This window comes from Enterococcus sp. JNUCC 77 (assembly GCF_054819945.1).
Window position 1 is genome coordinate 1,140,001 of sequence record NZ_JBTHIG010000001.1, and the last position, 20,501, is coordinate 1,160,501.

At 36.1% G+C, this 20,501-nt stretch carries 15 protein-coding genes and 11 tRNA genes; 21 read left to right on the top strand and 5 right to left on the bottom strand.

Features of this window, described 5'->3' with window-relative positions:
* Positions 1–4: 4 nt before the first annotated feature.
* The 19 genes from ACVWNY_RS05695 (at position 5) to ilvA (ending at position 12,071) form a co-directional block, all read left to right on the top strand.
* A tRNA-Glu gene (locus tag ACVWNY_RS05695) sits at positions 5–76 on the top strand.
* A 23-nt stretch (positions 77–99) separates the two neighbouring features.
* Positions 100–172, top strand: a tRNA-Val gene (locus ACVWNY_RS05700).
* A 3-nt stretch (positions 173–175) separates the two neighbouring features.
* Positions 176–248: transfer RNA gene (locus ACVWNY_RS05705), tRNA-Asp, on the top strand.
* A 14-nt stretch (positions 249–262) separates the two neighbouring features.
* Positions 263–338: transfer RNA gene (locus ACVWNY_RS05710), tRNA-Phe, on the top strand.
* A gap of 1 nt (position 339) precedes the next feature.
* Positions 340–420: transfer RNA gene (locus ACVWNY_RS05715), tRNA-Tyr, on the top strand.
* A gap of 3 nt (positions 421–423) precedes the next feature.
* Positions 424–494, top strand: a tRNA-Trp gene (locus ACVWNY_RS05720).
* 15 nt (positions 495–509) lie between these two features.
* Positions 510–582, top strand: a tRNA-His gene (locus ACVWNY_RS05725).
* A gap of 8 nt (positions 583–590) precedes the next feature.
* Positions 591–662 (top strand) — tRNA-Gln (locus ACVWNY_RS05730).
* Positions 663–698: 36 nt separating this feature from the next.
* A tRNA-Cys gene (locus tag ACVWNY_RS05735) sits at positions 699–769 on the top strand.
* Positions 770–789: 20 nt separating this feature from the next.
* Positions 790–873: transfer RNA gene (locus ACVWNY_RS05740), tRNA-Leu, on the top strand.
* A gap of 993 nt (positions 874–1,866) precedes the next feature.
* Positions 1,867–2,451: a helix-turn-helix domain-containing protein gene (locus ACVWNY_RS05745; protein ID WP_218325430.1), complete on the top strand. Its 585-nt coding sequence runs from the start codon at positions 1,867–1,869 to the stop codon at positions 2,449–2,451.
* Positions 2,452–3,224: 773 nt separating this feature from the next.
* The gene (locus ACVWNY_RS05750; protein WP_218325429.1) at positions 3,225–3,635 is read left to right on the top strand and encodes a hypothetical protein; all 411 of its coding nucleotides are present in this window, start codon (positions 3,225–3,227) and stop codon (positions 3,633–3,635) included.
* A 240-nt stretch (positions 3,636–3,875) separates the two neighbouring features.
* Entirely contained in the window at positions 3,876–4,415 is a 540-nt protein-coding gene (locus ACVWNY_RS05755) for a DUF924 family protein (protein WP_218325428.1), read from the top strand.
* A 662-nt stretch (positions 4,416–5,077) separates the two neighbouring features.
* A tRNA-His gene (locus ACVWNY_RS05760) sits at positions 5,078–5,150 on the top strand.
* A 732-nt stretch (positions 5,151–5,882) separates the two neighbouring features.
* Positions 5,883–7,562 (top strand): dihydroxy-acid dehydratase, encoded by a 1,680-nt coding sequence (gene ilvD, locus ACVWNY_RS05765; protein ID WP_218325461.1) that lies wholly within the window; start codon positions 5,883–5,885, stop codon positions 7,560–7,562.
* An 11-nt stretch (positions 7,563–7,573) separates the two neighbouring features.
* Positions 7,574–9,280 (top strand): biosynthetic-type acetolactate synthase large subunit, encoded by a 1,707-nt coding sequence (gene ilvB / locus ACVWNY_RS05770; protein WP_246601410.1) that lies wholly within the window; start codon positions 7,574–7,576, stop codon positions 9,278–9,280.
* Positions 9,281–9,757: an acetolactate synthase small subunit gene (gene ilvN / locus ACVWNY_RS05775; protein ID WP_218325427.1), complete on the top strand. Its 477-nt coding sequence runs from the start codon at positions 9,281–9,283 to the stop codon at positions 9,755–9,757. It abuts the gene before it with no gap.
* A 50-nt stretch (positions 9,758–9,807) separates the two neighbouring features.
* A complete protein-coding gene (ilvC, locus tag ACVWNY_RS05780; RefSeq protein WP_218325426.1) occupies positions 9,808–10,803 on the top strand; it encodes a ketol-acid reductoisomerase in 996 nt (331 codons plus the stop codon).
* 11 nt (positions 10,804–10,814) lie between these two features.
* Positions 10,815–12,071 carry a threonine ammonia-lyase IlvA gene (gene ilvA, locus ACVWNY_RS05785; RefSeq protein WP_218325425.1) on the top strand — a complete coding sequence of 419 codons (1,257 nt, stop codon included), beginning with the start codon at positions 10,815–10,817 and terminating at the stop codon, positions 12,069–12,071.
* A 45-nt stretch (positions 12,072–12,116) separates the two neighbouring features.
* Here ilvA and ACVWNY_RS05790 read toward each other — a convergent pair whose 3' ends face one another.
* Genes ACVWNY_RS05790 through ACVWNY_RS05800 form a run of 3 tightly spaced genes read right to left on the bottom strand, consistent with a single transcriptional unit; the run spans position 12,117 to position 13,781 of the window.
* Positions 12,117–12,875, bottom strand: coding sequence for an ABC transporter permease (locus ACVWNY_RS05790; RefSeq protein ID WP_218325424.1), 759 nt, complete (start codon positions 12,873–12,875; stop codon positions 12,117–12,119).
* Positions 12,856–13,512 (bottom strand): ABC transporter ATP-binding protein, encoded by a 657-nt coding sequence (locus ACVWNY_RS05795; RefSeq protein ID WP_218325423.1) that lies wholly within the window; start codon positions 13,510–13,512, stop codon positions 12,856–12,858. Before ACVWNY_RS05795 ends, ACVWNY_RS05790 begins: the two co-directional genes overlap by 20 nt.
* Positions 13,509–13,781, bottom strand: a complete 273-nt coding sequence (locus ACVWNY_RS05800; protein WP_218325422.1) for a hypothetical protein — start codon at positions 13,779–13,781, stop codon at positions 13,509–13,511. The genes ACVWNY_RS05795 and ACVWNY_RS05800 overlap by 4 nt, the downstream gene beginning before the upstream one ends.
* Positions 13,782–14,010: 229 nt before the next feature.
* Here ACVWNY_RS05800 and tuf point away from each other — a divergent pair, with 229 nt between their 5' ends.
* On the top strand, positions 14,011–15,198 hold the full coding sequence (tuf, locus tag ACVWNY_RS05805) for an elongation factor Tu (RefSeq protein ID WP_218325421.1): 1,188 nt from the start codon (positions 14,011–14,013) through the stop codon (positions 15,196–15,198).
* An 89-nt stretch (positions 15,199–15,287) separates the two neighbouring features.
* Here tuf and ACVWNY_RS05810 read toward each other — a convergent pair whose 3' ends face one another.
* On the bottom strand, positions 15,288–16,025 hold the full coding sequence (locus ACVWNY_RS05810) for an amino acid ABC transporter ATP-binding protein (RefSeq protein WP_218325420.1): 738 nt from the start codon (positions 16,023–16,025) through the stop codon (positions 15,288–15,290).
* Positions 16,025–18,208: an amino acid ABC transporter substrate-binding protein/permease gene (locus tag ACVWNY_RS05815; RefSeq protein WP_218325419.1), complete on the bottom strand. Its 2,184-nt coding sequence runs from the start codon at positions 18,206–18,208 to the stop codon at positions 16,025–16,027. Before ACVWNY_RS05815 ends, ACVWNY_RS05810 begins: the two co-directional genes overlap by 1 nt.
* A 226-nt stretch (positions 18,209–18,434) precedes the next feature.
* On the opposite strand from ACVWNY_RS05815, the gene uvrB reads away from it, so the two are divergent.
* Entirely contained in the window at positions 18,435–20,429 is a 1,995-nt protein-coding gene (uvrB, locus tag ACVWNY_RS05820) for an excinuclease ABC subunit UvrB (RefSeq protein ID WP_218325418.1), read from the top strand.
* Positions 20,430–20,501 lie beyond the last annotated feature (72 nt).

Genomic DNA, 20,501 nt, shown 5'->3' on the forward strand with positions numbered 1-20,501 from the left:
TTATGGCCCGTTGGTCAAGCGGTTAAGACACCGCCCTTTCACGGCGGTAACACGGGTTCGAGTCCCGTACGGGTCATTTTTTGTTTTAAAGTAACATTTGGAGGTTTAGCTCAGCTGGGAGAGCATCTGCCTTACAAGCAGAGGGTCAGCGGTTCGAACCCGTTAACCTCCATTCGGTTCCGTGGTGTAGGGGTTAACATGCCTGCCTGTCACGCAGGAGATCGCGGGTTCAAATCCCGTCGGGACCGTATTAATATTTTTTGGCGCGGTAGCTCAGTTGGTAGAGCAACGGATTGAAGCTCCGTGTGTCGGCAGTTCGATTCTGTCCCGCGCCACCATGGAGGAGTAGCGAAGTGGCTAAACGCGACGGACTGTAAATCCGTTCCTTAGGGTTCAGTGGTTCGAATCCACTCTCCTCCATTTAGGGGCATAGTTTAAAGGTAGAACAGCGGTCTCCAAAACCGTTAGTGTGGGTTCAATTCCTGCTGCCCCTGTTTTTTATTATTATGGCGATCGTGGCGAAGTGGTTAACGCACCGGATTGTGGCTCCGGCACTCGTGGGTTCGATTCCCATCGTTCGCCCTCTTTATTGGGGTATAGCCAAGCGGTAAGGCAAGGGACTTTGACTCCCTCATGCGTTGGTTCGAATCCAGCTACCCCAGTTATCTGTTTTATTTTGCAGATATTAATAGTATAATGGCGGTATAGCCAAGTGGTAAGGCAGAGGTCTGCAAAACCTTCATCACCGGTTCAAATCCGGTTACCGCCTTAGTACTAATTTTATTACATGCCGGCGTGGCGGAATTGGCAGACGCGCTGGACTCAAAATCCAGTGCCCTCACGGGCGTGCCGGTTCGACCCCGGCCGCCGGTATAAAAAGACCTACTCATTTGATATCTAATGAGTAGGTCTTTTGTTTTGCCTATAAACATTTTGCAAGATGGATCGGTCAAAATTTTTCTATGTGGAATCATCTATATTGGATACTTTTGGGGGATGCTTCAAAATAGATATTAAGTATATGGGTTGTTTTTAGAACTTACTACATTTGAATTAAAGCTAATTTTTTTGCTGAAAATCAACTTAATTTCCAATTGTTTCTATATTTCCCAAAATAATATATCATCAGTTTGACCGATTTTATCTGGTTAGCTGAGGATATTTATTTTGTTTTACCTATTACATAAATTTTTCCAGATGATCGGCATTTTTTTAACTTGTTAGATAAAGGTGACTATACACGTCATAGTTGATTGTACTAGAAGAATGACCTAAGTGTTTTTTAATTATATTTTCCTTTGTCTCAAACAAAGTTAAAAATGCATTGAACTGTTCAGATATTCCAGTGCTTAAAATCTATAGTTTGTCTTTAGAATTTGTTAGCCACTTTATGTAAGGTTAAATTAAGCTCAGGATCTGTTTGTCAATGTCTAAAATCAGTCAATCTAAGTTGACCTGAGCTGAAAGTTGGTTCATTAGCTCTTTAAGCTTGCCTCTATAGTGTTTGGTTCATGGATTGTCGAGAGAGAATTAACTATAAACATGTGAGAAATCTGTGAAGAAAGATTAGCTTGGAATAAACGATTTGTTTTACGTAATTGATTGCCTATCTTTCGGTCAATTAAAAGAAGAGTTACAAAACATTAAATATAAGACTAATCATCTACGAGATGATTAATACTATAAATATAATTCTTTTTTCTAGTTAAGGAACTGGCTTAAGTACAGAAATTTCATTATTAGAATTAAAAACCTCGATTGAATGACTGTAAACAAACGTGTACACTTAAATATAACTCGTTGGAACTATTAATAGACAGACAAAAGTATGCTTTCACGTTAATCTAAAATCATTAGGAGGACAAAATGAACTTTAGTAAACAATTAAAAAAATATCGGGAAATAAACAAGTTTTCTCAAGAAGTGCTGGCTGAAAAAATTTTTGTTACTCGACAAACTATTTCAAAATGGGAGAATGATAAAAGCTATCCAGATATTCATAATTTAGTTGCCTTAAGTATTCTTTTTGATATCTCACTAGATGAATTAGTTAAAGGAGACGTGGATACTATGAAAGATACCATTGCGAGCAAAAGAATGGATCAAGATAGTAAAAAAATGTTGCTTTTCTTGGTTTTAGCATTAATTATAGGGGTGCCTAGTATGTCAATTTTTTCTTGGTGGGGATTTATTCCTTTCGTCACTCTATGGGGAATTGCTATGATATTTGCATTTAGAATTGAGAAAACTAAAAAGAAATACGATATAAAAACGTATAAAGAAATTATTTCTTTCACTGAAGGACACAGTAATTTGGATGAAATAAGGCTGCAACGAAATCAAAAAAAGGATATTAGAGCTAAAATTCTTATTATATTAGGATTTGTACTTGCTGGAGGTATTCTTACTTTTGTAATTAGTATGCTGACTGAGGTTTTTACGAATCACTAAATAGTAGTTTATATAATTCTGATTAAATAAGTTATAAAATCCTTTATTAACACTAAGTCCACATAATGATTAGTAAACATAATAGGTTTTGCTAGAAATCCTATCGGCCTCGATAGAATTGTTTGATGAATTAACATAATACTCAGTGGTGGATGGAATAATCCATCGCTTTTTAGTGTCTTCATAAATCGCTATTCTCATGGTTGCCGTAAATGGACATTAACCACTGAATGATTACTCTGTTTGGGAGGCATAATTTTTTTCCCAGGTTTTGGTAGGATTCAGAAAAAAAGTATGTGAGTGTGAGGAATGTTTCATTGAGAAATTGATGAAATTTCAAAGTTGGAGTTTCATGTTCATTTTGATAAGCTGAAAAATCTTGGCGTAGTTGAAATCTAAAAAAGGTATTTAGTTTTAAAAATTTGTATGAAATTATTTCAGAAGTGTTAACTTCGTTTCTGCCATTATAATATGGAGTTAAGTAAGGAAGATGATTTATTAAATCAGAGTGTAAGGTTAAGATTTTAATTTGTTGTTGAAGTTAAATAAAACTGTCAATCACTCTATGTAATTGTCCAGAATAAGGTTGATAATATTTTGAGAATCATCTACTAAGAAGAATTATATTTTAAATAAGTGATCCATTTAATGTAATTAATGATCCATTAAAGTGAATTGTGATAGAACTGGGGTTTCAAATGCTTGATTTGTTACTATCAAATATATTTGTTATTCTATTAATAGTTATTAACTAAAGTGATAAAGAGGTTAGCATGGGATTAATAGTTCAACATGATGAAATTATCTCTTTCTTAAAAGAGTTAGAGATTTATAGTGGAGAAGAGTTAATAATATATGTAACTTTGAAAACAACCCAGCCATTATATGTACGAATGAATTATTTGAATTTGGACAATTATATAGTTCAAGGCGCGTGGTTAGCCATTAGTGAAAAGGATATTAAAATATTACCTGTCAATCAATTGGGTAAATTAGTGGATAATGTCTCAGTTATCTATCGAGATGACATTGCTGATTTTATCATTAAGAAAAATTTTCTACTGTACAGTATTTCAATTACTGATTTGAAGGACAATGTGGTTCAGTTTAATGTCTCAAGCAAAGTATTAGGCAATAAAAACCATCATAAAGATTTCGTGAAATTATTAAATAAGATAAAGTAGATCAATAATTATTTGAAAATTTTTCTTTAATAGTTAACTTTATAGTGATTCGGTGTATCTTGAAGTATGGAAGAATATATTCGTATAAGCTATGTGGTTTCTTTAAAGGATTTATGCTAGGGAGTAAAACTTTAAGAGTTTACATAGAAGGTAAGTACAAGTACAGGATAATTGTTTTATTCACATTGATTATTCGTAGTTAATGAGCAGTGATATTTATTTCAAAAGGAGGAAACAACGATGGAGAGTCAAACAGTATTGGATTTTTGGTTTACAGAGTCAACAACAGAGCAATGGTTTAAAAAAGATGAGGTTTTTGATCAAACAATTAATGAACGTTTTGGAGCTTTACACAAACAGGTGTCTCAAGGAGAGAAAGCTTTCTGGAGGGATACTATTCAAGGAAGATTGGCTGAGATTTTGGTTTTGGATCAATTTTCCCGTAATCTATTCCGTGATGATCCTCGATCTTTTGCTTATGATGGTATGGCTTTAGTCTTAGCCCAAGAAGCAATTGGCAAAGATGAGTTAAACGAGTTGACTGTGGAGGAGAGATCGTTTGTTTATATGCCATTTATGCATTCTGAATCGCTAGCTATTCATCAGCAAGCATTGACACTATTCTCAGAACCTGGCATGGAAAACAATCTAGATTTTGAAAAACGCCACCGCGATATTATTGAACGCTTTGGACGATATCCTCATAGGAATGCTGTACTGAATCGTTCTTCAACACCAGAAGAGTTAGCGTTTCTAAAGGAACCTAATTCATCATTTTAAAAAGTCTTCTGTGTTTAATAAAATGGTTAGTCACAATAATTTAATTGATGAAATAATTAGTTGAATTTGGAATTACCAATAAGCATTAGCCCATCTTAGAGCAAAAATTACGATGGTAATTAGCTGAACTATCTATGGTGTATTTATGTATAGTTAACTTCAACTTTCAGTGGCTTTTAATGTCAATTTCAGAGTATCTACCTTAATTCATGCCTTAATAATAGAAACTTTGCTTGCTGATTGGGAAATTATAGGAAGTAGTCAAACATCTAAGCTAAATATGCGATAAATTAGGGATTTGTTGTAGACAATTACTAGGAGAAATGCTATTCTAATATAGTTGATAATCTAGAAGGCATATAAAATAACTATTTACACCACATAAATAGCTATCATGCCTGTTAAAAAAATATTTAAAAACAGTGTTTTATGATGGTTTTCTAGAAGTCTTCGATAACAGATTAAACAAACCAATCAAAACTGGTTAAAAATATTGATATATGCATCTTTTTCGGCTATAAGGGGTTCAAATTGGATTTATTGAACAGCTCAAAATTCAGTTCCCTCACGAGTGTGCCGGTTCGACTCGCCCGCTGGTATTGACGAAGATGTGATATCAATATATCTTATTTTTTTCTTTGAATTATTTAAATGATGCCATGGCGATCGTGGCGAAGTGGTTAACGCACCGGATTGTGGCTCCGGCACTCGTGGGTTCGATTCCCATCGTTCGCCCTCTAGACTCAATTTTTTGTTGAGTCTTTTTTTATTGAAAAAAATCTTAAATAAAACTAAGTAAAGGTATTGATAATTTAACCAAACTATTGATGTAATTTTGAAATTAGAATCTATCCAGGAATAAAAAAAGAAGCTTATTACGAGTAATTAAAAATTAATTTGGAGTAGGCTTTTTATATATAGATTTTAATGGATTTGATATTTATTAATATAAACTCATCGTTAGACTCAACTTTTGTTGGGGTCTTTTTTTATTCAATATTAGAATTTTTTGCAAAAAAATTTCTTGTGGATTAATCCATCTTAATTATCAATTATCTTGAAATTACCGTATATTTTTGCAATGTAAAAGAGCGCGATTATCTATTAGTACATTTTTTTTTTACTATTCATTATTTAAATTTTAGATAATTGGAGGATAGAATGAAAGCGGATGAGGTTTTGATTAGCTTACAATTAGAAAAAAAGGTTTTTGTAAATAAAAACTCATTGACTTTTAATTTTAGTAAAGGTATAGTATAAAAAATCAATTATTTAAAAAAAGGAGCCGATTTCAATGCGTAGACTTAATAGAGAATTTTTAATCGTCTTATTAATTAGGTGCAGGACTTAGAACATTCAGGAGAAGTTTTCCGAATTGTTTGAGTCCTATTCGTGTAGAATCGGGATTCTTGCAAAAGCATCCCAGTTATTATCTGGGATGCTTTTTTTGTTGAAGGAGATGGAATGATGAGAAGCGATAAAATTAAAAAAGGTATTGATGCAGCACCAGCTAGAAGTTTACTTTATGCAACGGGTCAAGTGAAAAATATCGAGGAGATGAATAAACCATTTATTGCTATTTGTAATTCTTATATTGATATTGTTCCTGGTCATGTCCATTTAAGAGAATTGGCTGATGTTGCCAAAGAAGCGATTCGAGAAGCTGGTGGGATTCCTTTTGAGTTTAATACGATTGGTGTGGATGATGGCATAGCGATGGGACATATTGGTATGCGGTATTCGCTACCTAGCCGAGAGTTAATTGCAGATTCTGCTGAAACGGTAATTAATGCTCACTGGTTTGATGGCGTTTTTTATATTCCTAATTGTGACAAAATAACTCCTGGAATGATTATGGCAGCTATGAGAACCAATGTGCCTTCAATTTTTTGCTCAGGTGGTCCCATGAAAGCTGGAGTAGATCCGACTGGCCATCAAACTACTTTATCTTCAATGTTTGAAGCAGTGGGTGCCTTTAAAGATGGCAAAATGAATGAAAAAGACTTTTTATTTATGGAGCAAAACGCTTGTCCGACTTGTGGTTCTTGTGCCGGAATGTTTACAGCAAACTCTATGAATTGTTTGTTAGAAATGTTAGGTCTTGCTTTACCTGGAAATGGCACTATTTTGGCAGTCTCGGAAGAACGCAAAGAATTAGTCAAAGAATCAGCTGTTCATTTAATGGATTTAGTTAAAAAACAAATCAAACCGAGAGATATTGTAACAAAAGAGGCAATTGACGATGCGTTTGCTTTGGATATGGCAATGGGTGGCTCTACAAATACCGTTCTTCATACGTTAGCAATTGCCAATGAAGCTGAAATTGATTATGACCTAGAAGCAGTTAATAGTATCGCGGAAAAAGTTCCTTATTTATCTAAAATTGCTCCATCTTCTGCTTACTCAATGCATGATGTTCACGAAGCAGGTGGTGTTTCAGCTATTATTCATGAATTGGTTGATATTGATGGCGCGATTCATCCGGATCGAATCACTGTTTCAGGAAAAACATTACGAGAAAATGTTGCTAAAAGGACAATTCAAAATCCTGAAGTCATTCATCCAAAAGAAAATCCGTATAGTCCGGTTGGTGGTTTATCAATATTATATGGTAATTTGGCACCAGAAGGCAGTGTAATTAAAGTTGGTGGTGTTGATGCCAGCATTAAAACTTTTACTGGAGAAGCGATTTGTTTTGATTCTCATGATGATGCAGTAGCAGCAATTGATGACCATACAGTTAAAGCTGGTCATGTGGTGGTTATTCGCTATGAAGGACCAAAAGGTGGTCCGGGAATGCCGGAAATGTTGGCGCCAACGTCAAGTATTGTGGGACGTGGTTTAGGAAAAGATGTTGCACTAATTACAGACGGTCGGTTTTCTGGGGCGACACGTGGAATTGCTGTAGGACATATTTCACCAGAAGCTGCTAGCGGTGGTCCGATTGCTTTAGTGGAAGATGGAGATGAAATCACGATTGATTTAACAAATCGTCATTTAAATTTAAACGTGAGTGATGAGGTTTTAGCCAAACGAAAAGACCAGCAACAAAAATTTGTACCTAAAGTGAAGACTGGTTGGCTGGGTCGTTATTCAGCTTTAGTTACTTCAGCCCATACAGGCGGCATTATGAAATTACCAGAGTAGGAGGATTGCTAATGGAAAAAATTGATCCAGCTTTCATGCCAGAAGCTAAACAAAATGGTGCAGAGATTTTAATTGATACTTTAATAAAGCAAAATGTAGAAATGATTTTCGGTTATCCGGGCGGTGCGGTATTACCTTTATATGATACTTTGTATGATGAAAAAATTCCCAATATCTTAACTCGTCACGAGCAAGGTGCTGTTCATGCAGCTGAAGGGTATGCAAAAGCCACTGGAAAACCTGGAGTCGTATTAGTGACAAGTGGTCCAGGAGCTACGAATGTAGTGACTGGAATTGCAGATGCTATGAGTGATTCGTTGCCTTTAGTTGTCATAACGGGACAAGTTGGAACTCCGGGAATTGGTAAAGATGCTTTTCAAGAAGCAGACATTTTAGGCATCACATTACCAATTACCAAACACAATTATCAAGTGAGAAAAGTTGAAGATATCCCTAGAATTGTCAATGAAGCCTTTCATGTGGCTACGACTGGTCGAAAAGGACCGGTAGTAATTGATTTACCAAAAGATATGACAGTAGCTAAATGTGATCCAAGTAAAGACAATGTTGTTTTTTTAGAAAGCTACCAACCAAATACGCAGCCTTCTAAATTGCAGTTGACTCGTTTGATGAACCAGTTGGAAAAAGCAAAAAAACCGGTTGTCTTAGTTGGCGCTGGGGTAACAGCCGCTGAGGCACAAGCAGAATTCTTACAGTTTGTTGAGAAATATCAATTACCCACGGTGGCGACTTTATTAGGTTTAGGGATTCTACCCAGCAAACATGAATTATTTCTAGGAATGGGCGGTATGCATGGAACTTATGCAGCTAATATGGCTTTAATGGAAGCTGACTTGTTAATTAATATCGGCAGTCGCTTTGATGATCGTTTGGCAACTTCAGCTGAAAATTTTGCCCCTCATGCAAAAATTGCTCAAGTTAATATTGATCCTGGTGAAATCGGAAAGGTTATTGCCGTAGATATTCCGATTGTGGCTGACGCTAAAGAAGCTTTAAAAGAAATGTTAACGTATGAAATGAATCAGCCAAAACAGGAAGCTTGGTTAGAGAAAACGTTGGCAAATAAAATAGCTCATCCTTATCATTATCAACTAAGTCAAACATCGATTAAGCCACAGCAAGTGATTGAATTAGTAGGTGAAATAACCAATGGTCAGGCCTATGTCGCCACCGATGTTGGTCAGCATCAAATGTGGACAGCCCAATTCTATCCTTTTAATTTCCCGCGACAATTGATCACTAGTGGTGGACTTGGCACGATGGGTTATGGTATTCCAGCAGGTATTGGTGCGAAAATAGCTCATCCTGAAAAAGAAGTGATCGTTTTTGTAGGTGATGGTGGCTTTCAAATGACCAATCAAGAAATGGCGATCTTAGTGGAAAATAATTTATCTATTAAATTTGTTTTACTAAACAATCGTTCGTTAGGAATGGTTCGTCAGTGGCAAGAACGTTTCTTTAATGAAAGACGTTCACGATCAGAGTTTACTCATCAACCAAACTTCTGCAAAATTGCTGAGGCCTATGATTTAGCAAGCTTCAAAATTACTGAACCAGAAAATTTGATGGAACAATTGCAGGAAGCATTTTCTTGTGAAGGTCCTGCTTTAATTGAAGTTTTAGTGGATAATCGTGAACATGTTTTACCAATGGTTCCAGCAGGTCAACCAAATGATCAAATGTTGGGAGTTGAATAAATGCGCAGAATGATTACAGCAATTGTTCAAGATGAGTCTGGTGTACTAGGTAGAATGACGGGCGTATTAAATCGACGGCAAGTCAATATCGACAGTATCTCAGTTGGTAAAACTGAACGAAAAAATTTTTCCCAAATGACTTTTGTAGTCCAAGCGGATGACTTGGCAGAAATTGAGCAAGTAACCAAACAATTAAACAAACAAATTCCAGTCTTAAAAGTTTCGGATATCACTGATGAGCCCCACTTAGAACGGGAATTGGCATTGATTAAAGTTAATGCTCCCGCCACTCAGCGCTCAGAAGTACAGGCCGTAATTGAACCTTTTCGAGCTGATGTTGTCGATGTGGCATTAAAAACGATTGTCGTCCAAGTAGCCGGATCGGCAGAAAAAGTCAATGCTTGCATTGAAGTACTTCAACCTTATGGCATTAAAAAATTAGCAAGAACAGGAATTACTGGATTTAGACGTGGTTAACAGCAGCAGTGCTTTTAATAGATATTAAGCAAAAAATGGAGGAATCGTAGATGGTAAAAGTTTATTATGATGAGGCAGTAACAGAAGATGTATTAACAGGAAAAACAGTAGCAATTGTGGGGTATGGCTCGCAAGGTCACGCTCACGCGCAAAACTTACGGGATAATGGTCATGACGTGGTGGTTGCTGTTAGAGAAGGAAAATCGGCGGAAGCAGCACGTAATGATGGTTTTAAAGTAGCTAATGTTGCTGAAGCAACAAAACAAGCAAATGTTGTGATGATCTTAGCTCCTGATGAAGTTCAAGGTGGATTATATGAAAATGAGATTGCACCAAATTTAACTGCCGGTGATGCACTAGCTTTTGCCCATGGATTTAATATCCATTTTGAAGTTATTACGCCGCCTAAAGATGTGGATGTCTTTTTAGTTGCACCAAAAGGTCCTGGACATTTAGTGCGTCGTACTTTTACAGAAGGATTTGCGGTACCAGCTTTGTTTGCGGTTTATCAAGATGCTACTGGAAAAGCAACTGAATTAGCTTTGTCTTATGCTAAGGGAATTGGTGCAACCAGAGTTGGTGTGTTAGAAACAACCTTTAAAGAAGAAACTGAAACAGATTTATTTGGAGAACAAGCAGTTCTGTGTGGTGGTTTAACCTCTATGATAGAAGCTGGATTTGAAACATTAGTTGAAGCAGGGTATCAGCCTGAATTGGCTTACTTTGAAGTTTGTCATGAAATGAAATTGATTGTTGATTTAATTTATGAAGGTGGCTTCAAAAAAATGCGTCATTCCATCTCTAACACTGCTGAATACGGAGATTATGTTTCAGGTCCGCGGGTAATTACTGATGCGACGAAAGAAAACATGAAAGCTGTCTTAACAGATATCCAAAACGGTAAATTTGCTAAAGGCTTTATCGATGATAATAAAAATGGTTTTAAAGAATTTGAAGCAATGCGTGAAAAAAATGCTGGACATCAAATTGAGGCCGTTGGTAGTGAGCTAAGAAAAATGATGCCGTTTGTTACTCAAAAAGATTAGAGGTGAAGCTTTTGGATTTAGTAACTGATCAAGATGTTCGTGAAGCCTTTCAAACAATTAAACAGGCTGTAACACGAACGCCATTGCAACATGACCGATATTTATCAGAAAAATATCAAGCCAATGTTTTACTAAAAAGGGAAGATTTACAAAAAGTTCGATCTTTTAAATTACGTGGTGCTTATTATGCAATCAAACGACTTTCTGCCGAAGATTTAGCGAAAGGAGTTGTTTGTGCTAGTGCTGGAAACCATGCTCAAGGGGTGGCCTTTACTTGTCACGAATTGAAAGCTCAAGCTGATATTTTTATGCCAGTCACTACACCTCAACAAAAGGTAGGACAAGTTCGCTTCTTTGGTGGGGATGACGTAACGATCCACCTAGTAGGGGATACTTTTGATGCAGCTGCTACAGCTGCAAGACAATTTACCGAAGAAAATGGAAAAACTTTTATTGATCCTTTCGATGATCAGGCAATTATTGCTGGTCAAGGTACTTTGGCTTTAGAAATGATGACAGATGCGTTGCAAGAAGGCTTCAAACCTGATTATGTCGTCTGTGCGATTGGTGGCGGAGGATTAATCAGTGGTGTTTCATCTTATGTAAAAAATACCGAACCTTCTACAAAAATTATTGGAGTGGAACCTGCTGGGGCAGCTTCTATGCAAGCAGCTTTTGATCAAGGTGAACCAATTGAATTATCTGAAATTGAAAAATTTGTCGATGGCGCAGCAGTCAAAAAAGTTGGTCAGCAGACTTATCAGCATGCAAAAAAACAAGTCGATCAATTAGTCGCTGTTGATGAAGGTTTAGTATGTTCGACTATTTTATCACTATATGGAAAACAAGCAATTGTTGCCGAACCAGCAGGAGCTTTAAGTGTAGCAGCTTTGGAGCTGTTGAAAGAAGAAATTAAAGGGAAGACGGTTATCTGTGTCATCAGTGGTGGAAACAATGATATTAATCGGATGGCTGAGATTGATGAGCGGTCACTTGTTTATGAGGGATTAAAACATTATTTTGTAGTGAATTTCCCTCAAAGACCTGGTGCAACTAAGGAATTTGTTCAATCGGTTCTAGGCCCTGAAGATGACATTACACGTTTTGAATATACTAAAAAAATCAATCGTGGAACTGGTCCAGTTTTGTTAGGAATTTTATTACAAAATGCAGCTGATTTAGATAAGTTACTGACTAATTTGAAAAAATTTGATCCTCAGTACATTGATTTAAGTCAAAATAAAATGTTGTATAGCTTGTTAGTCTAAAAAAATGCCAGAAAGGACGTCTTCGCGTCACTTCTGGCAATTTTTTTAATCCCTTAATTGATGATTGTGATTGTAATAATGGGTGTAAGCTGTATAACCAGCAATAATGGAACCTAAGCTGGTTGTTGAAAGTAGCATAAAAGTAACCATGATTTGGTATTTAATCGCATGCACGGGATCTACACCAGCGAAAATTAAACCAGACATCATTCCAGGTAGGCTAACCAAGCCAACAGTTTTGGCAGAATCAATCGTAGGCTGCATAGCAGTTTTAATGCTATGTCTCAAAATATCTTGAGAGGACTGTTTGATGGTTGCTCCTAGAGCCAGTTTTTCTAAAATTTGTTGTCGTTGATCTTGGAATTTTGCCTGCATATTGCGATAACATAAACCAATAGCAATCATTGAATTACTAGCGATCATCCCAGTTATCGGAACAATTTGTGAAGGAATAAAATTAATCGCGCCTGCCAATAATAAAACACCCAAGGTCACATAAGTACTAACAAAAATCGCTAACAAAGAATGGAAAAACTTCTTATGCTGATTCGGATTTCTTCTATGGGCATTCCACGAAGCATTTAGGACAATAAATAAGCTCATTAGGGATGTCAGTATGGTATTGTCAACTTGGAAAATATATTTAAGAACAAAGCCAACAATGACTAATTGAATAATAGCTCGTGTGATGCTGAAAAGAATATCTTTTGATAGATCGAGTTTTTCTCGCATACTAATGAATACAGCAATTAATACGAGGGCAAAAGCGATAAATAATGATGTATTATCCACGGCTAGGTTCATAAGCTAATTTTCCTCCTTTAATCCAAAGCACTTTTTTTGCTTGGTAAATTTCTGTTTCGTCGTGGGTCACTTGGATAATGGTGACCCCAGTTTGTTGCAGTTGATCAATCAGTTGATGGACAATTTTTTTACTGTCTTCATCCAAACCGGTTGTTACTTCGTCCAGTAGTAACAGTTTTGGCGAAAATAATATATTGCGAATTAGAGCAACTCGTTGTTTTTCACCGCCAGAGAGTTCAGTAATTTTTTTATCTAAATAAGACGCGGGTAAAGCGACAGCTTTTAACTTCTCCACGGCAGCTTTTTGATTAAAAGGTAAATTACGAACTTCAAAAGGAAAGCGGAGATTGTCGCCAACAGTTTCTCCAAACAATGTAGGTTGTTGGAAACAATAGGAAACTTCTTTACGATAGTCGGTATAAAGATAATCGGTTTGTAATTGTTCTTCAAGATATATTTTTCCAACAGTTGGTGTTACTAATGAAGCAATTATTTTTAATAAGGTACTTTTACCGCCGCCAGAAGGTCCGGTGATCGTAATAAAATCTTGTGTATCAACGTTTAAATTTATATCACTTAAGATGATTTTATCATTTGATAGACGATAAGAAATATTTTCAACTTTTAATAGAGTCAATTATTTTTGTCCTTTCTATAGGGAATCACGATAAAAACTTCGGGATGATTCGGTAACTTTAATTCTTTTAGTAAATCTGAGTCATGAGGAATAATTTCTCCTAGTTCATCGTATCGGTTTTTAAAATAATCTAATATTTGCTTTTCAGACCACTGGCGAGCTGGAAAGTGTTGATATTTTCCAGCAACAACGAAATAAACAAAACCAACACTAAAACTTTGTTTAATATGTATAGGAATTTCAGCTAGTTTTTCTTGAAATGATTTCATGTTTTTCTCCTTTTCATACTTTATTTTCATTATTACTTAAAAAGTCAATTTCGTCCAATGCAATTTTTTGATGCAATTGCTTGACTTTGACCATTTTTGATGTATTATGTGTTTATAGTTCTTACAAAAAGTAAGGAGTGTAAATCTTTTCATTTTTAAAAAAAAGATTTATAATGAATCCGTGAAGTTTGAGAGAACTTTTTAAAATTCTTAGGAGGTCTGTATTATTATGGCAAAAGCACATTATGATAGAAGTAAACCACACGTTAACATCGGTACAATTGGACACGTTGACCATGGTAAAACAACACTAACAGCAGCAATTACAACAGTATTAGGTAAAAAAGGATTAGCAAATCCTCAAGACTATGCAAGTATTGATGCAGCACCAGAAGAAAGAGAACGTGGGATTACTATTAATACAGCCCATGTTGAATATGAAACTGAAAAACGTCACTATGCACATATCGATGCACCAGGACACGCGGACTATGTTAAAAACATGATTACTGGTGCTGCCCAAATGGATGGCGCAATCCTAGTTGTATCTGCAACTGATGGTCCTATGCCACAAACACGTGAACATATCTTATTATCACGCCAAGTGGGTGTTAAATACTTAATCGTCTTCTTAAACAAAGTTGACTTAGTAGATGACGAAGAATTAATCGACTTAGTTGAAATGGAAGTTCGTGAACTATTATCTGAATATGGTTTCCCAGGTGATGATATTCCTGTTCTTAAAGGTTCTGCTTTAAAAGCTTTAGAAGGCGATCCTGAACAAGAAGCAGTAATCATGGAATTAATGGATACTGTTGATGAATATATTCCAACTCCAGAACGTGACACTGATAAACCATTATTACTACCTGTGGAAGACGTGTTCTCAATTACTGGTCGTGGTACTGTTGCTTCTGGTCGTATCGACCGTGGTAAAGTATCTGTCGGCGATGAAATTGAAATCGTCGGAATTAAACCAGAAACTCAAAAAGCAATTGTAACTGGTTTAGAAATGTTCCGTAAAACTTTAGATTATGGTGAAGCAGGGGACAACGTAGGTATCTTATTACGTGGTATTACACGTGATGAAATCGAGCGTGGACAAGTTATTGCTAAACCTGGTTCAATTACACCACATACTAAGTTTAAAGCTGAAGTTTATGTATTGAGTAAAGAAGAAGGTGGACGTCATACACCATTCTTCAATAATTACCGTCCTCAATTTTACTTCCGGACAACTGATGTTACTGGTAATATTATGCTTCCAGAAGGAATTGAAATGGTAATGCCTGGCGATAACGTGACAATCGAAGTTGATTTGATTCACCCAGTTGCCATTGAACAAGGTACAACTTTCTCTATTCGTGAAGGTGGACGTACAGTTGGTTCTGGTATTGTTTCAGAAATCGAAGCTTAATTTGATAGTGAAGGAGTATTGCAGAGATGCAGTACTCTTTTTTTTTATATGAAAAAAAGCACGTCGAGTTTACTCGGCGTACTTTTACTTTATACATTTAAAACTTTATTCAAGAAATCTTTGGTTCGTTCGTTATGAGGATTGCCGAAGACTTGTTCTGGAGTACCGTCTTCTAAAATTTTACCACCGTCTGTGAAAATAACTCGATCGGCAACTTCTTTTGCAAAGCCCATTTCGTGGGTTACGATAGCCATTGTCATCCCTTGCAAGGCTAAATCTTTCATAACTTGTAGTACATCTCCAACCATCTCCGGATCCAAAGCAGAAGTAGGTTCATCAAACAGCATGATATCAGGATTCATAGCTAACGCTCGGGCAATCGCTACACGTTGTTTTTGACCACCGGACAAACTATCAGGATAAACATCTTTTTTCTCAGCTAGTCCAACTTGTGCCAACAATTCTTCACCTCGTCTGTCAGCATCTGCTTTTGAAGTGCCTTTTAAATCCATTGGTGCCAAAGTAATATTTTGTAAAACAGATAGATGAGGAAACAAATTAAAATGTTGAAACACCATTCCGATGTGTTGGCGGACAGCATTAATATTGGTTTCTTTTGAAGTTAAATCTTGACCATCTACTAAAATTTGCCCAGAAGTTGGATCTTCTAAGCGATTTAAACAACGAAGAAATGTACTTTTTCCTGAGCCAGAAGGGCCGATAATACAAACCACTTCGCCTTCTTTAATGGTTAAATTTAAATCATCTAAAACGGTATTGTCGCCAAATTTTTTGACGAGATTTTTTACAACTATTTTTTCACTCATTATTTCACCTTCTTATCTAAGCGATTAGCAAGTTTTGTTAAAATCGTGATTAAGACCAAATACATAATAGCAATAATTAGGTAGACATAAGAACTTTGCGTCGTTCGTGCCACGATAATTTTACCAGTTTGTAGTAATTCCACTACCCCAATGGCCGAGATAATTGTTGTATCCTTCAAACTAATAACAAATTGATTAATAAAAGAAGGAATCATAATTTTGACTGCTTGAGGTAAGACAATTTTTTGCATCGTTTTATTATAGCCTAACCCTAGACTACGGGAGGCTTCCATTTGACCAACTGGTACAGCGTTAATCCCGCCGCGAACAATTTCGGCGATATAAGCACTGGCATTCAGGGTTAAGGTAATTATTCCTGCTGCAAAATCGGGAATGGTAATACCAGTCATTCCAGGCAAGCCAAAGAAAATGAAGAAGGCTAATACCATCATTGGAATCCCACGGATGATATCAATATAGATTCCAGCAATTGTTCTTAACCAGCCGATTGGAGATACTCGGAACAAACCAAAAATCACTCCGAGAATTAAAGCTAAAGCAAATGAAACCAAAGCTAAAACAATGGTATTCCATAATCCTTCTAATAAGGCAGGATAATTATTTTTGATTAGACCCCAAATGGTAGATTCGTCTACACTGTCAGCATTACTATTTTCTGATGAGCTTTCATTACCGATATAGGTATTGACAATCTCATCATATTCTCCGGTTTGTTTTAATTCTTTCAAGCCTTCGTTAAACATTTCGATTAATTCTGGGTTACTCCCTTTTTTAACGGCAAAACCGTATTGTCCGCCAGATTCTCGTTCAATTGGCGTTTTCAAGGCTTGTCCTTGATTAATGGCATAACCGATAACAGGATAATCATCCATCATAGCATCAATTGAACCAACTTTAACTGCATCATATAATTGATCGGCAGTATCAAAGTTTTTGACGTCAAAATCATATTCTTTAGCATGACTTTGTAACCAGTCAGAACTTTCCGTACCCACTTTTGCACCGACAGTTTTTCCAGCCAGATCATCATAGCTTTTTATATCATCGTTATCTTCAGCTACAGCAAGCTGAATACCGCTATCAAAATACGAATCAGAAAAATCATAATTTGCTTTTCTTTCATCCGTCATGGTCATACCAGCAATCATGCCGTCGCCTTGACCAGAATCTAAGGATTGCAATGCCGCTGAGAAGCCGATATATTTCATATCTAAAGTAAATCCTTGCAATTCAGCAATCCGCGTTAATAAATCAACGTCGATTCCTTTATAAACACCGTCAGCGTCTTCATACTCAAAAGGCGCAAAGGCTGAGTCACTGACAACTGTGTAGCTATCCTTTAATGGTGTGATTTTTTTCATTTCAGAAACCGAACTAGAGGTAGTTGTAGCATTATCTGATCCAGTTGAAATATATTCATTTAAAATTTCATCATATTTTCCACTGGCTTTTAATTTTTTAAGTCCGGCATTGAATTTTTTCAAAAGTTCACTATTTTCACCTTTTTTTACCGCAAAGGCGTAAGGATTACTTTCTTGTTGGTCGCCAACTAATTTAAAATCTTGGCCGCTTGTTATCGCATAGCCTAAGACTGGATAATCATCAAAAATCGCTTGCACGTTATTATTGTTAAGGGCATTATACATAGCATCAGCAGCATCATAATTTTTGATTGAGTAGCCATATTTATCTTGGTTTTCTTCTAAAAAGCTAGCACTTTGAGTTCCTACTTTAGCTGCGACAGTTTTTCCTGACAAATCATCATAAGAACTAATTTCATTGTCGCTAGCTTGAATAGCCATCTGAATACCGCCATCAAAATAAGAATCAGAGAAATCAAAAGTTTTTTCTCGTTCTTTCGTCACGCTCATGCCAGCAATCATGCCGTCTAACTGATTTGATTGCACGCCTTGGATGGATGAATCGAATCCAAGTGGTCGCAAATCTATTTTGAAGCCTTCTTCTTTGGCAATTTCATTTATTAGATCAACATCAACTCCGACGTATTCACCAGAACTATCTTGGAATTCAAATGGAGCAAAAGTTAAATCTGTTCCAATTTTATAAGTTTTTTCTGCTGCTTCATTAGTTGAAGCAAATCCCAATGTTAGAATCCCTACCAACATGAAAAACAGATACATTAAAAATTTGTTCTTTTTCATATGTTTCCTCCTAAATCTTTTGCATTCACTTATTATATTGTAGGAAAAGGATAAATGACAAGTAAATTAGAACCCAGAATAAAAAATAATCAGAAACTTCTTACATCTGATGTTAGATTATTGGCAATAAAGAAAATATTAACTATTCAAGAGTAAAAAATAGCGAAAGTATGTTCGGTATGATATAATTTGTTGTTGAGATTTTATTTTGAAAGGGGCGTATATAATGATCGATAGACAGACCGAAAACACTTTTGATCTGCATTCAAAATATCAGCCGGCTGGTGATCAACCAGCAGCTATTAACCAATTATCTGAAGGGATTGTTGATGGAAAAAAGGCTCAAATCCTTTTAGGTGCAACAGGTACAGGGAAGACTTATACAATTTCTAACGTAATTAAAGAAGTAAATAAACCAACTTTAATCATTGCTCATAATAAAACTTTAGCTGGACAGTTGTATGGGGAATTTAAAGAATTTTTCCCAAACAATGCGGTCGAGTATTTTGTTAGTTATTATGATTATTATCAACCAGAAGCATATGTCCCTTCCAGTGATACATATATTGAAAAAGATTCCTCTATTAATGATGAAATCGACAAATTGCGACATTCAGCGACAAGTTCTTTATTAGAACGAAATGACGTGATAGTGGTTGCTTCAGTTTCTTGTATATTTGGATTAGGTTCACCAAAGGAATATCAGGAACAAGTTGTTTCATTGCGAGTTGGTATGGAGATGGACCGTAATCAATTATTACGTAATCTAATTGATATCCAGTTTGAACGAAATGACATAGATTTCCAACGGGGGCGTTTCCGCGTAAGAGGAGATGTTGTCGAAATATTCCCAGCTTCAAGAGATGAACGGGCATTACGGATTGAATTTTTCGGTGATGAAATTGACCGCATTCGTGAAGTTGACGCACTGACTGGTGAGGTTGTTGGTGAGACAGAGCATGTTGCAATCTTCCCAGCTACTCACTTTTTAACAAACGAGGATCATCTAGAAAAAGCGATTGCCAACATTCAAAAAGAATTAGATGAACGATTGGAAGTTTTGAAAGCAGACAATAAACTACTTGAGGCCCAACGTTTAGAGCAACGGACAAATTATGATATTGAAATGATGCGGGAGATGGGGTATACCTCTGGGATAGAAAATTATTCACGCCATATGGATGGCCGTTCTGAAGGAGAGCCACCGTTTACTTTAATTGACTTTTTTCCAGATGATTTCTTATTAGTAATTGATGAATCTCACGTAACGATGCCACAAGTTCGCGGAATGTATAATGGCGACCGGGCTAGAAAACAAATGTTGGTAGATTATGGATTCCGTTTACCATCTGCATTGGATAATCGTCCACTACGCTTAGAAGAGTTTGAAGAACGAGTGAATCAGATTGTTTATGTTTCTGCCACACCTGGACCTTATGAATATGAACAAACAAATACCGTAATCGAACAAATTATTCGACCAACGGGATTATTAGATCCAGTTATAGAAGTTCGACCGATCATGGGTCAAATCGATGACTTAGTTGGAGAGATTAATGAACGTGCTGAGAAAAATGAGCGGGTCTTTATTACGACTTTAACGAAAAAGATGTCTGAAGATTTAACAGATTACTTTAAAGAATTAGGAATGCGGGTCAAATATCTCCACAGTGATATTAAGACGTTAGAACGAACGGAAATTATCCGAGATTTACGTTTGGGAAAATTTGATGCGTTAATCGGTATTAACCTGTTGAGAGAAGGATTGGATGTGCCGGAAGTTTCATTAGTGGCTATTTTAGATGCTGATAAAGAAGGTTTCTTAAGAAGCGAGCGTTCATTAGTGCAAACGATTGGACGGGCTGCAAGAAATTCATCTGGTAAAGTTGTCATGTATGCTGATAAGATCACTGATTCGATGCAAAAAGCAATGGATGAAACCTCTCGTCGTCGGGAAATTCAAGAAAAATACAATCAAGATCACAATATGGTTCCAAAAACAATTATCAAAGAAGTACGAGAACTGATAAGTATTAGTAAAGTTGCTGAAGATCAAGAAATTTCTTATGACACAACTTCTTTTGACGAATTATCTAAGACAGAGAAAAAAGAATTTATTGCTAAAATGGAAGATGAAATGCGTGAAGCCGCAAAAGCTTTAGACTTTGAAACGGCAGCGACTTTAAGAGATGCAATTCTTGAATTAAAAGCAGCTGAGTAAAAATTGAGCTTTTTTCGGTTGAAAAGATTATGCTTAAAAAAACAATGAATTTATAAGAAACAGGAGTAAACT

What these genes read in the sequence shown, in the direction of transcription:
- ilvC (WP_218325426.1), top strand. Translation starts at nt 9,808, where the DNA reads ATGGTAAAAGTTTATTATGATGAGGCAGTAACAGAAGATGTATTAACA.
- ilvB (WP_246601410.1), top strand. Translation starts at nt 7,574, where the DNA reads ATGGAAAAAATTGATCCAGCTTTCATGCCAGAAGCTAAACAAAATGGT.
- ACVWNY_RS05815 (WP_218325419.1), bottom strand. Translation starts at nt 18,208, where the DNA reads ATGAAAAAGAACAAATTTTTAATGTATCTGTTTTTCATGTTGGTAGGG.
- uvrB (WP_218325418.1), top strand. Translation starts at nt 18,435, where the DNA reads ATGATCGATAGACAGACCGAAAACACTTTTGATCTGCATTCAAAATAT.
- ACVWNY_RS05800 (WP_218325422.1), bottom strand. Translation starts at nt 13,781, where the DNA reads ATGAAATCATTTCAAGAAAAACTAGCTGAAATTCCTATACATATTAAA.
- ACVWNY_RS05790 (WP_218325424.1), bottom strand. Translation starts at nt 12,875, where the DNA reads ATGAACCTAGCCGTGGATAATACATCATTATTTATCGCTTTTGCCCTC.
- ACVWNY_RS05745 (WP_218325430.1), top strand. Translation starts at nt 1,867, where the DNA reads ATGAACTTTAGTAAACAATTAAAAAAATATCGGGAAATAAACAAGTTT.
- tuf (WP_218325421.1), top strand. Translation starts at nt 14,011, where the DNA reads ATGGCAAAAGCACATTATGATAGAAGTAAACCACACGTTAACATCGGT.
- ACVWNY_RS05750 (WP_218325429.1), top strand. Translation starts at nt 3,225, where the DNA reads ATGGGATTAATAGTTCAACATGATGAAATTATCTCTTTCTTAAAAGAG.
- ilvD (WP_218325461.1), top strand. Translation starts at nt 5,883, where the DNA reads ATGAGAAGCGATAAAATTAAAAAAGGTATTGATGCAGCACCAGCTAGA.
- ilvN (WP_218325427.1), top strand. Translation starts at nt 9,281, where the DNA reads ATGCGCAGAATGATTACAGCAATTGTTCAAGATGAGTCTGGTGTACTA.
- ACVWNY_RS05755 (WP_218325428.1), top strand. Translation starts at nt 3,876, where the DNA reads ATGGAGAGTCAAACAGTATTGGATTTTTGGTTTACAGAGTCAACAACA.
- ACVWNY_RS05810 (WP_218325420.1), bottom strand. Translation starts at nt 16,025, where the DNA reads ATGAGTGAAAAAATAGTTGTAAAAAATCTCGTCAAAAAATTTGGCGAC.